Source organism: Mesorhizobium sp. M0500 (assembly GCF_040321165.1).
In the GTDB taxonomy this organism is placed as follows: domain Bacteria; phylum Pseudomonadota; class Alphaproteobacteria; order Rhizobiales; family Rhizobiaceae; genus Mesorhizobium.
Genome location: NZ_JAMYRB010000013.1, coordinates 44,041 through 56,810, shown reverse-complemented (window position 1 = coordinate 56,810; position 12,770 = coordinate 44,041). Strand labels below are relative to the sequence as shown.

Annotated in this window: 12 protein-coding genes and 1 pseudogene; 10 read left to right on the top strand and 3 right to left on the bottom strand. The window is 62.8% G+C overall.

Annotated features, from left to right (window positions below; all coding sequences use genetic code 11):
- Window positions 1–56: 56 nt before the first annotated feature.
- From NKI70_RS21810 to NKI70_RS21795, 4 genes are all read left to right on the top strand, one after another.
- Window positions 57–473: an endonuclease domain-containing protein gene (locus NKI70_RS21810; RefSeq protein ID WP_352568022.1), complete on the top strand. Its 417-nt coding sequence runs from the start codon at window positions 57–59 to the stop codon at window positions 471–473.
- Window positions 474–582: 109 nt separating this feature from the next.
- Window positions 583–1,887, top strand: coding sequence for a DUF6638 family protein (locus tag NKI70_RS21805; RefSeq protein ID WP_352568023.1), 1,305 nt, complete (start codon window positions 583–585; stop codon window positions 1,885–1,887).
- A gap of 15 nt (window positions 1,888–1,902) precedes the next feature.
- A complete protein-coding gene (locus NKI70_RS21800; protein WP_023679513.1) occupies window positions 1,903–3,027 on the top strand; it encodes a DUF2333 family protein in 1,125 nt (374 codons plus the stop codon).
- Between the two features lie 307 nt (window positions 3,028–3,334).
- The gene (locus tag NKI70_RS21795; RefSeq protein WP_023679514.1) at window positions 3,335–5,014 is read left to right on the top strand and encodes a formate--tetrahydrofolate ligase; all 1,680 of its coding nucleotides are present in this window, start codon (window positions 3,335–3,337) and stop codon (window positions 5,012–5,014) included.
- Between the two features lie 72 nt (window positions 5,015–5,086).
- Here the strand turns inward: NKI70_RS21795 and NKI70_RS21790 are convergent, their stop codons facing one another.
- The gene (locus NKI70_RS21790) at window positions 5,087–5,734 is read right to left on the bottom strand and encodes a cysteine hydrolase family protein (protein ID WP_352724896.1); all 648 of its coding nucleotides are present in this window, start codon (window positions 5,732–5,734) and stop codon (window positions 5,087–5,089) included.
- A gap of 128 nt (window positions 5,735–5,862) precedes the next feature.
- On the opposite strand from NKI70_RS21790, the gene NKI70_RS21785 reads away from it, so the two are divergent.
- The 3 genes and pseudogenes from NKI70_RS21785 to NKI70_RS21775 all read left to right on the top strand — a co-directional run bounded on the left by NKI70_RS21785 (window position 5,863) and on the right by NKI70_RS21775 (window position 8,024).
- Entirely contained in the window at window positions 5,863–6,852 is a 990-nt protein-coding gene (locus NKI70_RS21785; RefSeq protein ID WP_352724895.1) for a helix-turn-helix domain-containing protein, read from the top strand.
- Window positions 6,853–7,039: 187 nt separating this feature from the next.
- Window positions 7,040–7,519: a type II RES/Xre toxin-antitoxin system antitoxin gene (parS, locus tag NKI70_RS21780; protein WP_352724894.1), complete on the top strand. Its 480-nt coding sequence runs from the start codon at window positions 7,040–7,042 to the stop codon at window positions 7,517–7,519.
- Window positions 7,516–8,024 (top strand): annotated as a pseudogene (locus tag NKI70_RS21775) (RES family NAD+ phosphorylase). Before parS ends, NKI70_RS21775 begins: the two are co-directional and overlap by 4 nt.
- Window positions 8,025–8,082: 58 nt before the next feature.
- Here NKI70_RS21775 and NKI70_RS21770 read toward each other — a convergent pair.
- On the bottom strand, window positions 8,083–8,640 hold the full coding sequence (locus NKI70_RS21770) for a sugar O-acetyltransferase (protein ID WP_023679519.1): 558 nt from the start codon (window positions 8,638–8,640) through the stop codon (window positions 8,083–8,085).
- A gap of 147 nt (window positions 8,641–8,787) precedes the next feature.
- On the opposite strand from NKI70_RS21770, the gene NKI70_RS21765 reads away from it, so the two are divergent.
- The 3 genes from NKI70_RS21765 to NKI70_RS21755 all read left to right on the top strand — a co-directional run bounded on the left by NKI70_RS21765 (window position 8,788) and on the right by NKI70_RS21755 (window position 11,773).
- Window positions 8,788–9,249, top strand: a complete 462-nt coding sequence (locus tag NKI70_RS21765; protein ID WP_023679520.1) for a membrane protein — start codon at window positions 8,788–8,790, stop codon at window positions 9,247–9,249.
- A complete protein-coding gene (locus NKI70_RS21760; protein ID WP_352568029.1) occupies window positions 9,246–10,622 on the top strand; it encodes an FAD-containing oxidoreductase in 1,377 nt (458 codons plus the stop codon). Before NKI70_RS21765 ends, NKI70_RS21760 begins: the two co-directional genes overlap by 4 nt.
- A gap of 101 nt (window positions 10,623–10,723) precedes the next feature.
- Window positions 10,724–11,773, top strand: coding sequence for a M14 family metallopeptidase (locus tag NKI70_RS21755; RefSeq protein WP_352724893.1), 1,050 nt, complete (start codon window positions 10,724–10,726; stop codon window positions 11,771–11,773).
- 14 nt (window positions 11,774–11,787) lie between these two features.
- Here NKI70_RS21755 and NKI70_RS21750 read toward each other — a convergent pair whose 3' ends face one another.
- Window positions 11,788–12,558, bottom strand: a complete 771-nt coding sequence (locus NKI70_RS21750) for an isocitrate lyase/PEP mutase family protein (RefSeq protein ID WP_352568032.1) — start codon at window positions 12,556–12,558, stop codon at window positions 11,788–11,790.
- Between the last annotated feature and the right edge of the window lie 212 nt (window positions 12,559–12,770).

Genomic DNA, 12,770 nt, shown 5'->3' with positions numbered 1-12,770 from the left:
TGACGCCCCCCTCTCCCCGTTCTTCACGGGGAGAGGGTAAGGGTGAGGGGCAGCGCATGCGTGGACCAGAAATAGACATAACCAAGCGCGCAAGGCGCCTGCGTCAATCCGACAACGATGCAGAAACCGCGCTCTGGATGGAGTTGCGCGACCGCAGACTGAACGGCCATAAATTCGTACGGCAGTTGCCGATAGGCTCTTACTTCGCCGATTTCGCCTGCAGAGACTGCCAGCTGGTCGTCGAAGTCGATGGCAGTCAGCATGTCGGCAGCCAATATGATCGAATCCGGGATCGCTTCATCGTCTCGAATGGCTGGTCCATGCTGCGCTTTTGGAACGTCGACGTATTGAAGGACCGGGAAGCAGTCCTTGAGACAATATTGGCTGCGATCGAAGGACGCCTCGAACGCCATATCGAAACGCATGATCTTCGATTTGTCGCCGCCAAAGGGTATGGAGAGACATGTCCTTGACCGTTCGCGCCGCCCCTCACCCTTACCCTCTCCCCGTGAAGAACGGGGAGAGGGGGGCGTCACCGCTGGAGCTCGATCCTCCAGCGCAAGATCCATTGGTATCGCGCACATGAGCCCCGCCAAGAAACCCGATCTGTTGCGCGACAACGAGCTGATCTACGGCCGGCTGCTGACGATCGACGAGCCGCATCTGATCCAGCGCTACAACAAGGCGATGGTCGCGTTCGGCTTGAAGCCGACCAAGCTGAAAAGCTTCGAGATCGATCGCACTGGCTTCTCGCCGCAAGTCGCCGAGGAATGCGGCGACTACAGCTACCTCGATCCGAACGAGGTCAACCGCCGCTTCATCATCCTGACGCCGTCGCAGATCGACCTGCCGGTGGTGCACACGGCATTCTCCAACACTTCGCTGCTGATGTACGAGTTCATGTCCAAGAACCAGCGCGCCATCGATGCGCTGACGATCAAGGACGTCATCTACGGCGAGATCGAGGATTCGGTCCCCAAGGTCGACGACATCGAGGACCTGCTGTCGATCAATCAGGTCGAGTTCAAGGTGTTGTCGGCGGAGGATGTGCTCGGCAAGGCCGCCGAACTCGGCAAGCTGGTCGACCGGCTGAAGCAGGAGCCGGATGCCTGGCGCGACAACGCCATGCTGGCCCACATGGTCGAGCTGGCGAAGATCTGCGGCGACATCCGCGAGAATGCGCTGGTGCCGGACCAGGTGATCTTCCGCCACAATGCCTATTGGACCAGCCATTTCGGCGGGCTCTATGTGTTTGTCGATCCGGACGTGACGACGGTGATCAGCGACCCGGCAGCGCCGGGCTTTCGCCGCTCGCGGCCATGGCAGGTGAGTTACCTTTCGATCCACGACGCCGACAAGGTGTTCAAGTTCCTCGCCTCGACCGGCCGCATCGAGCTGCCGCGCGCCTCATGGATCGAAACCTCCGGTTATCTCGAGCATCGCGCCGAAATGGTGGTGCGCGCGCTGATCCGCGACGCCGATCCCGACCGCAATCTGACCGACGTCGACAAGGTCTGGCTGCAGACCTGGATCCACGGCCATACCGATCTGATCACCAGGGACGGCAATTTTCCCTTCCTCAACGCCGCCAAGCGCGAGATCGCCCAGCTCGGCCATCTCAAGATCGAGGACGTGTTCCCGCAGCAGCGCTTCCTGGTCATCCGCGCCAAGCCGGACCATCCGGACGCCTGGCTGACCAACCAGCTGATCTCGGACTTCGTGCCGCAGGACTTCGTTTCGCGTTACGTCTTCAACAAGCCGGGCTTCTACAGGGACTATGAAGGCTTCAGCGACGCCTGGCGATCGCATGTTGTGGACGTTCTGAAAACCACATATCTGAAGGACAAGGTGGCGTTTCGCACACGCCTCTACGGCTTGACTGACTGAGGGGGTGACATCGCCATGCTTGATCCGATCGTGAATTTCTTCACCCGGATTTTCCAGTGGATTGGCCGCGGCATCGGCCTGCTCATCGGCGCGATCCTGTGGCCGTTCCTGTGGGCGGGGCGCTGGTACACGCAACGCGGCTGGATCCTGAAGGCGGTGCTCGGCCTGGCTGTCCTCGTGCTGATCGGCCTCTATGTCAATTTCTTCTACGCCACCCAGTGGTGGAACAATTTCGACCCGAATTACGTCGACAAATACACGTTCGAAAAACGCAACAGCTCCGCCGGTGAACAGGTTTCCGCCGGCGCCGGCACCGACACGGCCAAGACCTGCGGAAATTCAGCCATTGCCCAGGTTGCGGCCGACCTGACCGACTTCAACGTCAACCAGAATGCCTGGGTGTCGTCGATGATCCTTTACAAGCTCGGCCTGTTCGGCATCGACTGGGACCACACGCCGTTCATGGACAACAAGGCGTCGTTCCAGCGCGGCATCAACCAGGCGGTGCGGCGCACGGCGACCGAGCTTGCCGACAATCTCGGCCGCGTCCGCACCACCTCGCAGATCGACGCCGACCTGCAGGACGCCCGCGGCAATCTGCAGTTCGATGAGGAAACCTGGTATTTCGGCTTGAACCCGTTCGGGCCCAAGACGCCGACGCCGAGCTACTATCGCGATGCGGTGCGCAAGCTGCGTTCCTTCAACGCCCGCCTCGCAGCCTGCCAGGCGACGTTCGATGCCCGCGCCGACAATCTCAAGCAGTATATCGACCGCATTTCGTCCGATATCGGTTCGACCTCGGCGATCCTCAAGGAGCGTGCCGAAAACCACAATAATGGCTGGTTCGACACACGCGCCGACGACCGCTTCTGGTTCGCCTATGGCCAGCTCTATGCCTATTACGGGCTGATGAAGGGCGCACAGGCCGACTTCGAGGACGTCATCAAGGAAAAGCACCTGCAGAACCTGTGGGATACGATGGACGCGCAATTCGTCTCGGCGCTGCGCATCCAGCCCTTCATCATCGCCAATGGCCGCGAGGACGGCTGGCTATTGCCGACACATCTGACGACGATGGGGTTTTACATACTCAGGGTGCGCTCGAACATGGTCGAGATCAGCAACGTGCTGACGCAGTAGCGGATCGTCCCGCACAGCCGGCGCTGGTGAATTTGCGCCGTTGCTTCTGTCGCTTTTCGCGTATTACGCGGCTGTTTTGAGACGGCGGAACCGCGCCTGCTCTGGCTTCTATACGGCGCGGCAACCGGCGCGAAAAGAACCTGTAGCAGGGCAGCCGGCCGCAGAGGCATTTTCTTCGCAGGAAACATAGTTGCATGAAAGTTGACGCCGCGGCAGCGACAGGGGTAGAACATGCCCGCGCCTGCAATGCCGGGCTATTCGTGCGACCACACTAGTCAAATCCGTCCAATTCAGAGGGAAGTCGTCCATGGCCGAAGTGAAGTCCGACATCGAGATCGCGCGCGGCGCCAGGAAGAAGCAGATCCAGGAGATCGGCCAGAAGATTGGCATTCCGAGCGAACATCTTCTGCCCTACGGCCACGACAAGGCGAAGATCTCGGCCGAGTTCATCAAGTCGGTGAAGGGCAACAAGGATGGCAAGCTGATCCTCGTCACCGCCATCAACCCGACACCGGCCGGCGAAGGCAAGACGACGACGACGGTGGGCTTGGGCGATGGCCTCAACCGCCTCGGCAAGAAGGCCATCGTCTGCATCCGTGAGGCTTCACTCGGACCGAATTTCGGCGTCAAGGGCGGTGCCGCCGGCGGCGGCTACGCGCAGGTTGTGCCGATGGAGGACATGAACCTCCACTTCACCGGCGATTTCCACGCCATCACCACCGCCCATAATCTGCTGTCGGCGCTGATCGACAACCACATCTACTGGGGCAACGAGCTCGGCATCGACACCCGCCGTGTCGTCTGGCGCCGCGTCATGGACATGAACGACCGGTCGCTGCGCGAGATCATCTGTTCGCTCGGCGGCGTCGCCAACGGTTTCCCGCGCGAGGCCGGTTTCGACATCACAGTCGCCTCGGAAGTCATGGCCATCCTGTGCCTGTCGACCGACCTGAAGGACCTGGAAAAGCGCCTCGGCGACATCATCGTCGCCTATCGTCGCGACAAGTCGGCCGTCTATGCCCGCGACCTCAAGGCCGACGGTGCGATGGCCGTACTCTTGAAGGACGCCATGCAGCCCAATCTCGTGCAGACGCTGGAGAACAACCCGGCCTTCGTGCATGGCGGCCCCTTCGCCAACATCGCGCATGGCTGCAACTCCGTCGTTGCCACGACGACGGCGCTGAAGCTTGCCGACTACGTCGTCACCGAAGCCGGTTTCGGCGCCGATCTCGGTGCCGAAAAGTTCTTCGACATCAAATGCCGCAAGGCCGGCCTGAGGCCCGCCGCGGCGGTCATCGTCGCCACGGTTCGCGCCATGAAGATGAATGGCGGCGTCAAGAAGGAGGACCTCGGCAAGGAGAACGTCGAGGCGGTCAAGAAGGGATGTGCGAATCTCGGCCGCCACATCGAGAACATCCGCCAGTTCGGTGTGCCGGCTGTGGTCGCCATCAATCATTTCTACTCCGACACAGAGGCCGAGATCCAGGCGATGAAGGACTACGTCGCCTCGATGGGCGAAGAGGCGATCCTGTGCAAGCACTGGGCCCAGGGATCGGCCGGTATCGAGGAACTGGCCAAAAGAGTCGTGGCATTGGCCGAATCCGGCGCGTCGCAATTCGCCCCGCTGTATCCCGACGCCATGCCGCTGTTCGAGAAGATCAACACCATCGTCCAGCGCATCTATCGCGGTTCCGAAGCGATCGCCGACAAATCGGTGCGCGACCAGCTCCACGCCTGGGAGCACGCCGGCTACGGTCATTTGCCGGTCTGCATGGCCAAGACGCAATATTCCTTCTCCACCGATCCGAATCTGCGCGGCGCGCCGACCGGCCACACCGTACCGGTGCGCGAGGTCAGGCTGTCTGCCGGCGCCGGCTTCGTCGTCATCATCTGCGGCGAGGTGATGACCATGCCCGGCCTGCCCAAAGCGCCATCCTCGGAAAAGATTTTCCTGAACGAAATGGGCCAGATCGAAGGCCTGTTTTAGGGATAATCAACGCTTGAACGGCAAAGGGCGCCGCAACGCTGCGGCGTCCTTCTGCCTGTTCGCAACAGTCTCCTACGCCGCGCTTCGCGCCAGCGCGTGCTGGTTGGAGGCATAGGGTGTGTCGTGCTGGGGTACCACGCCGGTCTTCAGGCAATCGATCCACTCGGCGGTTTTGAGAACGGCCGCGAAGCGCGACTGCAATACGATCGTCACGACGCGATGGATTTCCTCCCCCGAAGCGTAGCCGGCGCTGTTGGCGTACGGCAATGACCCCGTTGCGTCCGACAGGAACTCGACCTCGAAGCCCATATGCACGGCGTGGATGACCGTCGACAGATCGCAATTGTGCGTCATGTAGCCGATGACCGTGATCGTATCGATAGAGTTGGCGCGCAGCCACTCCTCAAGGTCTGTGCCGGTGAAGGCGCTGGGCAAGTTCTTTTCGATGTAGTGGTCACGGTTTCGCCTGGCGATTTCCGGGTGCAACTCGGCGCCATGGCTGCCCTTGGCGAAGACCGGTGAGGTTTCCGGCGCCAACTGTTTGATGACCACCACCTTGACGCCTGCCTCGGTGGCCGCATCCATCGCTCGCGCCACATTGACGACGCTGTCGCGGAAGGGCGGATGCTGGATGGCGAGGTTGCCGCCGTCATAGTCGTTTTGAACATCGATGACGATGAGGGCGCGGCGTGGAGCTTTGCCTTTGGCTGGTTGCGACATGGGGTTTTCCTTTCCCGTTGGACATTGATGGGTGCACGATAACCTCGGCACCGGATTGCAAAAAGTGTCCCGATTGACATTATTCAAAAGAATTGGGACAATCGGCCTCACCCGTTGCTGGAGCTCCCATGACCGATCCTGCCGTTGCCGCCATCGCCTTCGATGGCATCAGCCCGTTTCATCTCTCCGTGCCGTGTCTCGTGTTCGGCGCGGATCGCACGGAGCTCGGCCTGCCGCGCTTCGACTTCCGGGTCTGCGCGATTGAGGACGGGCCGATCCGCACCGATGCCGGGCTGACCATCGGCGTCCCGCACGGGCTTTCCGCGCTCGATGACGCCGACATCGTCATCGTGCCAAGCTGGAAGGATCTCGGGAGCTCGCCTCCAGCCGCATTGATCGACGCGTTGCTTGGCGCGCACGAGCGCGGCGCGCTGATCGTCGGACTGTGCTTGGGAACGTTCGCTGTTGCGGCGACCGGACTGCTTTCGGGGCGGCCAGCGGCGACGCACTGGGCCTACGCGGATCAGCTGCAGGAACTCTATCCCGACATTCTCGTTGAACCGGAAGTGCTCTACATCGACAATGGTGATGTCGTGACATCCGCCGGCGTCGCCGCCGGGCTCGACTGCTGCCTGCACGTCGTACGGGCTCGTTACGGCGCGGAGGCGGCACTTCGCCTTGCCCGGCAGATCGTGCTTTCTCCGCACAGGCAGGGCGGGCAGGCGCAATTCATCGAACGTCCCATCGCCAGGACCGGCAATGCGGACCGCTTCACCCAGGCTCTCGAAGCGGTGCGCAAAACCCTGGGTGAGCCGCACTGTCTGGACAGCGTTGCCGGTCACGCCGGCCTCACCCGCCGGACGTTCACGCGCCGTTTCCAGAAAACGATCGGCACCAGTTTCGGCGACTGGCTGACCGACCAGCGCGTCCAGCTGGCGCAACGGCTGCTGGAAGCAACGGAAAAATCGATGGACACGGTTGCGTTCGAGGCCGGCTTCGGCAGCGCTACCTCGCTGCGCCAGCATTTCGCAGCGCGCCTCAGAACCTCGCCGGCGCAGTACCGGCGCGAATTCTCGAGGAATGCTCAGGAGGAGCGCGTGGCGCACATGCCGAGGTGAAATTCGGCTCGCGCTCGATTCCAGGGCAATCGCTTCAGTGCCGACGTTGGACTGCCAGCTGGCCCGAGTAGGCTATCTTTTCTCTCGAAGCGATTGCCCTGCTCTAGATCCTGTCGTGCTTGAAAGGCTTTGCGTCATCTGTCATATATTAAAGCGACAGATGACGCGAAGAGGGCTCGCCGTAGCGATGGCATTGGAAAAGGCTGCGCCAGCAGCAAAAAACAATGAACTTCAGAAGGTAGCGAAATTGCTAGGCGGCAGCCGCATTCTGGCAAGGCGCCTCAGCAGCGCTTTGGATGCCCACGAGTTGCTTCTGCACGGCCTGCCGGCTTCAGCGCTGGACCATCTTATCGGGCAACTCGTCTTCATCCAGAAGACCGATTCGCTGGAGAAGGCCGTCGGCATGAGCCTGCGCACCTACCAGCGCCGCAAGGATGCTCCGTCCAAGCCTCTCAGTCAGGACAAGAGCGGACGAACCTGGAAGTTCGCGGAGATCCTGTCGAAAGCTACCGACGTGTTCGGTTCGCAGGCGGAGGCAGAGCAATGGCTGGAGCGCCCGGCGATTGGGCTCGACCAGCGTCGTCCAATCGACCTTCTGGCGACGCCGGCGGGGATCGAGCTTGTAGAAGACTATCTGGAACGGCTTGAATATGGCGTTTATGCATGACGCCGCTGCCGGCGGCGCTTGGTGGCTCCGACCTCATCGGATGGCGCCTCGATCAAGCCGCGTTTGCGCCTACATGGGACAGTGGCGAGGGCGCATACAGGGTGGGCGGACGCTGGAACAGCAAGGGCGTGCGCGCCGTCTACTGCTCGATCGATCCGTCGACTGCGATCCTCGAGGTTGCGGTTCATAAGGGCTTCAGGGCGCTCGACACGATAGCGCATGTCATGACGGCAGCGATCGTCAGCGATGTCGCGGATGTGCATATCGTCGACCCCGCCGCCGTGCCCAACCCCAACTGGTTGCGCCCGGGCATTCCGAGCTCCGGGCAACAGGCGTTTGGCGACGATCTTCTGCAACGGCACCGGTTCGTGGTGATTCCGAGCGCGGTATCGCAGCGTAGCTGGAACCTGATCTTCGACGCGAGCCTCGCCAGAGGGGCATACGCCATGAAGACCAGGAGGCGTTTGCGCTCGACACACGGTTGCATCCACCTCCGGCCAAGTGACATAGCCGCCCCCATGTCCATCAGAACGAGGACGTGACCGGCGACAGAAGCACGGTGCTCAGTTGTTGCTGATTACCCGTGCCGGATTGCCGACCACCGTGGTGTTCGCCGCCACGTCGCGCGTCACCACAGCACCGGCGCCGACGATGGCGCCATCGCCGATCCTGACTCCGCCGAGGATGACGGCACTGCCGCCGATCCAGGCATTGTCGCCGATCTCGACCGGCTTGGCGATCTCCAGCCCTGTCCGTCGCCCGGCAGCCTCCTTGTGGTGCTCGGCGCAATAGATCTGCACATTCGGGCCGAGCAGCGTTCCCTTGCCGATGCGCACTGGCGCCGTGTCGAGAATGATGCAGCCGGCATTGAGAAAAACGCGGTCGCCGAGAAAGATGTTGAAGCCATAGGCGCAGTGGAACTGCGCCTCGATCCGGGCGCCCTCGCCCGCAGCGCCGAGCAGCGTCCGCAATCCAGGCCCGATATCGCCACGCTGCCGGGGTGGCAGGCTGTTGTGCTCGAACACCGCGTCTCGCGCCGTGATGCGCAACGCCTCCAGTTCCGGATCGAGGCAGCAATACCACTCGCCCGCCGCCATTTTCATGCGTTCGCTTCCGGCCATGGCTGCAACTCCAGTTTCAACTTTGCCAAAGCACAAGTGGTGAAAAAACGGAAGCGCCGGCGGCGACACCACCTCTGGTCAAATACCGGACCTATGGTAGCTTGCCCTCTCGGACCTGTCCCAAGCCGGCCATCGAGGGGATCAATCATGCTGTACATTTTTGCACTCCTGATTGGCATCGTTGCCGGGCTTCGCGCCATGACCGCGCCCGCCGCCGTCGCCTGGGGCGCCTGGCTTGGCTGGTTGCCGGTCGCGGACACCTGGGCGAGCTTCATGGGCCACTGGATCGCCGTCGGCATCTTCACCATCCTGGCCATCGCCGAACTGGTCACCGACCAGCTGCCCTCGGCGCCGAGCCGCAAGGTGCCGCAGCAATTCGGCACGCGTATCGTCTTGGGCGCTTTCACCGGCGCGGTGATCGGCGCCACCGGTGGCGCCATCATCGGCGGCCTGATCGCCGGCGCCGTTGGCGCGGTGATCGGCACGCTGGGCGGCGCCGAGGCGCGTAAACGCCTGGCCGCCGCCTTCGGCAAGGACCCGCCGGCCGCCTTCATCGAGGACGCTGTGGCGATCGTCGGCGGGCTTCTGATCGTGGCGGCGGTGGCATGACGGCAAAGACATTCGACGCCATTATCGTCGGTGCCGGGCAGGCCGGCCCACCGCTCGCCGGCAGGCTGAATGCGGCCGGCATGAGCGTGGCGCTGATCGAGCGAAAGCTGGTCGGCGGCACTTGCGTCAACACCGGCTGCACGCCGACCAAAACGATGGTGGCAAGCGCTTATGCCGCGCATCTCGCCCGCTCCGCCGCGGATTACGGGGTGACGCTATCCGGTCCCGTCGGCGTAAACTACAAGGCGATCAAGGCGCGCAAGGACAAGGTCTCCAACGACGCCCGCGGCAATCTCGAAGACTGGATTGCCGGCATGGACAAATGCACGCTCTATCGCGGCCATGCGCGCTTCGTAAGCGCCAACACGGTGCGCGTCGGCGACGATCTGCTGAGCGCCGAAAAGATATTCCTCAACACCGGCGGCCGCGCCTCGGTGCCCGACCTGCCCGGCATCGACGGCATTTCTTACCTGACCAATTCCTCGATGATGGATCTCGACGTGCTGCCGCGCCATCTCATCGTTGTCGGCGGCAGCTATGTCTCGCTCGAATTCGCGCAGATGTTCCGCCGCTTCGGTTCCGAAGTCACGGTCATCGAAAAAAGCCCGCGTCTGATCGGTCGCGAGGACGAGGATGTCTCGGACGCCATTTTGTCGATCCTCGAAAACGAAGCCATTGCCGTCCATCTCGGCGCCGACGACATCCGCTTCGCCAGGCGAGGCAACGAAATCGCCGTGACCTTCTCGCCAGGCAAGGCGGCTGCGGTCGGCTCGCATGTGCTGCTGGCGCTCGGCCGCACGCCAAACACCGACGATCTCGGCCTCGACAAAGCCGGCGTCGAGGTCGACAAACGCGGCTTCATCGTCGTCGACGACCAGTTGCGCACCAGCGTGCCCGGCATCTGGGCGATGGGCGACTGCAACGGCAAGGGCGCCTTCACCCACACCTCGTACAACGATTACGAGATCGTCGCCGCCAACCTGCTCGACAACGATCCGCGCAAGGTCAGCGACCGCATCGAGGCCTATGCGCTCTATATCGACCCACCACTCGGCCGCTGCGGCATGACCGAAGCCGCGGTAAGGAAATCCGGCCGCCGCGCCTTGGTCGGCCAGCGGCCAATGACCCGCGTCAGCCGTGCAGTCGAAAAAGGTGAGACGCAAGGCTTCATGAAGATCCTGGTCGATGCCGACACCAACGAGATCCTCGGCTGTTCGGTGCTCGGCCCGGGCGGCGACGAGGCGGTGCACTGCGTGCTCGACCTGATGTATGCCAAGGCGCCGGTCAGCACGCTGGCGCGCGCCGTGCACATCCACCCGAATGTCTCGGAGCTTCTGCCGACCATCGCCCAGGAACTCAAGCCGCTGGTGTGACGGCCGGGTAGAATCGTGCGCCCATGGCGGCGCCGGCTGGACCAATCGACAGCCCAGCGGCAAAAGGGCATGTGTTCCGCCTCTTCTCCCGGAGGCATCCCATGCAGAAGTCCATCGAACGCGTCGCCGGCGACAGCGAAGGCGTTTCCTACGAATTCCCCGTCTTCCGCTTCGCCGGAACGGACAAGACGGCGCCTTCCGTCTATCTGCAGGCGGCACTTCATGCCGGCGAATTGCCGGGCGTCGTCGCCATCGACATGCTGATGCCGATGCTCAGCAAGGCGGAAGCCGAAGGCCGCATCACCGGCAATATGACCATCGTGCCCTGGGCTAATCCGATCGGCCGCGCGCAATATCTTTACGGCGACCATCAGGGCCGCTTTCATCTAGGCACGCGCACCAATTTCAATCGCGGCTTTCCGCGGCTCGCCGCGCCCGACCTCACGCTGCTGCCGGCGCACGGCACGGTCGACCAGCGGCTGAAAACGCGGCTGCTGCAGCTCTCCATCGGCCACGACATCGTGCTCGACCTGCATTGCGACGATGAGGGCCTCGCCTATCTTTACGTCCACACCAGCCTGTGGCCGGCCATGGCGGATTGTGCAGCGGCCATAGGCGTCGATGCGGTGATGCTGTGGGACGAAGACCCCGACGGCACCTTCGAAGGCGCCTCGATCATGCCGTATCAGAACGTTCCCGCCGACGTCGCGTGCCTCGACCGGCGCGTCGCCACCACCGTCGAATATCGCGGCATACTCGATGTCGACGGCGCCCACGCCGGCGCCGATGCCGAAGGGCTCTACCGGCTGCTGGTGGCGCGCGGCGTCATCCAGGACCAGGCGCTGCCCGCGCCTGGCAGCTTCGTTGGGCTCGTCGCGCCGCTCGAAAACATCGAGATGATGCCGGCGCCCCGCTCGGGCGCGATCCTTTACGACGTGAAGCCGGGCGACCGCGTCGCCAAGGGTGCGCGCCTTGCCACCATCGTCCACGCGCCCGGCGAGCCCGACGGCCGCACGGAAGTGTTGGCGCCGCAGGCTGGCCTCATCCTGACGCGGCGTTCCCGCCGCATCATCCGCGCCGGCGAAGACCTCTTGAAGCTGGTCGGCGACGGGACGAGCGCCGATGCAAGGTCGGGAACGCTGGACGACTGACGCACCCCGCCAGGCTACCCCGAAATCGCCTGTCGCGCCTTGGCCTCCAGCCATTCGGCCATCTGCCGGTACGGCACCGGACCATGGCTCACGCGGGCGACGCCGAGTTCGGCAAGCCTCTGGCGCGGCGGCACATGCGCCAGGGCAATGATGTTGACCGGCAATGCCGTTGCCTCGCAGAGCGCCTCGATCAGGCCTTCATCGGCAAGCCCAGGCGCAAAGAAGCCATGCGCTCCGGCCCTTTCGTAGGCGTGCGCCCGCTCGATCGCCTGATCGAGAAGAGCCTTGTCGTGCGCACTCGGTTTAGTCTTCAGGAAAATGTCGGTTCGGGTGTTAATGAAGGCCGGAATACCCGACGTCTTCACCGCCGCTGCAGCCGCTTCGATCCGCCTCACCTGTATGGCGATGTCGTGCAGCCCACTGCCGCCGACGATCTGATCCTCGAAATTAAAGCCGACGGCTCCAGCCTGCACGGCGAGCGTCACGCTGCGGGCGACAACCTCCGGAGCGACCCCGTAACCCCCCTCGAGGTCCATGGTTACCGGCACATCCACCGCCGCAACGATGCGTTTGATGTTTTCGAGCGCCAGTTCCAACGGGATTTTCTCGCCATCGGCGAATCCGAAAGCGGCCGCGACCGGCCAGCTTCCGGTGGCGATGGCCTTGGCCCCTGCTTTCTCGATGATCTTGGCGGAGCCTGGGTCCCAGGCATTGTAGAGGACAATCGGGTTTCCCTTGACATGGAGGGAATGGAACGTCCGTGCGCGGTCGAACTGCTGGGTCATTTGATGTTTTCCCGTCTTCCTGCTGTTTGATGCAGAGTCTAGGCAGGACTGCCGGTCTTGGCCATGTGCCATGGGTTGCGAAAGCGGCAGCCACCCCACAGACTTTCAAACCTGTTGCGCATACCGCTTTTCGCGGCTATGGATTTCGCCATGAATATGCGTTCGATCAAGACCATTTGGTGGTGGGCTCGCTGACAGCGGCCTGTTCGAAC

Bases quoted from the DNA above. Each gene is read 5' to 3' on its own strand.
- NKI70_RS21800 (WP_023679513.1), top strand. From the start codon at position 1,903: ATGCTTGATCCGATCGTGAATTTCTTCACCCGGATTTTCCAGTGGATT.
- NKI70_RS21755 (WP_352724893.1), top strand. From the start codon at position 10,724: ATGCAGAAGTCCATCGAACGCGTCGCCGGCGACAGCGAAGGCGTTTCC.
- NKI70_RS21750 (WP_352568032.1), bottom strand. From the start codon at position 12,558: ATGACCCAGCAGTTCGACCGCGCACGGACGTTCCATTCCCTCCATGTC.
- NKI70_RS21810 (WP_352568022.1), top strand. From the start codon at position 57: ATGCGTGGACCAGAAATAGACATAACCAAGCGCGCAAGGCGCCTGCGT.
- NKI70_RS21805 (WP_352568023.1), top strand. From the start codon at position 583: ATGAGCCCCGCCAAGAAACCCGATCTGTTGCGCGACAACGAGCTGATC.
- NKI70_RS21790 (WP_352724896.1), bottom strand. From the start codon at position 5,734: ATGTCGCAACCAGCCAAAGGCAAAGCTCCACGCCGCGCCCTCATCGTC.
- NKI70_RS21795 (WP_023679514.1), top strand. From the start codon at position 3,335: ATGGCCGAAGTGAAGTCCGACATCGAGATCGCGCGCGGCGCCAGGAAG.
- parS (WP_352724894.1), top strand. From the start codon at position 7,040: ATGGCATTGGAAAAGGCTGCGCCAGCAGCAAAAAACAATGAACTTCAG.
- NKI70_RS21770 (WP_023679519.1), bottom strand. From the start codon at position 8,640: ATGGCCGGAAGCGAACGCATGAAAATGGCGGCGGGCGAGTGGTATTGC.
- NKI70_RS21760 (WP_352568029.1), top strand. From the start codon at position 9,246: ATGACGGCAAAGACATTCGACGCCATTATCGTCGGTGCCGGGCAGGCC.
- NKI70_RS21785 (WP_352724895.1), top strand. From the start codon at position 5,863: ATGACCGATCCTGCCGTTGCCGCCATCGCCTTCGATGGCATCAGCCCG.
- NKI70_RS21765 (WP_023679520.1), top strand. From the start codon at position 8,788: ATGCTGTACATTTTTGCACTCCTGATTGGCATCGTTGCCGGGCTTCGC.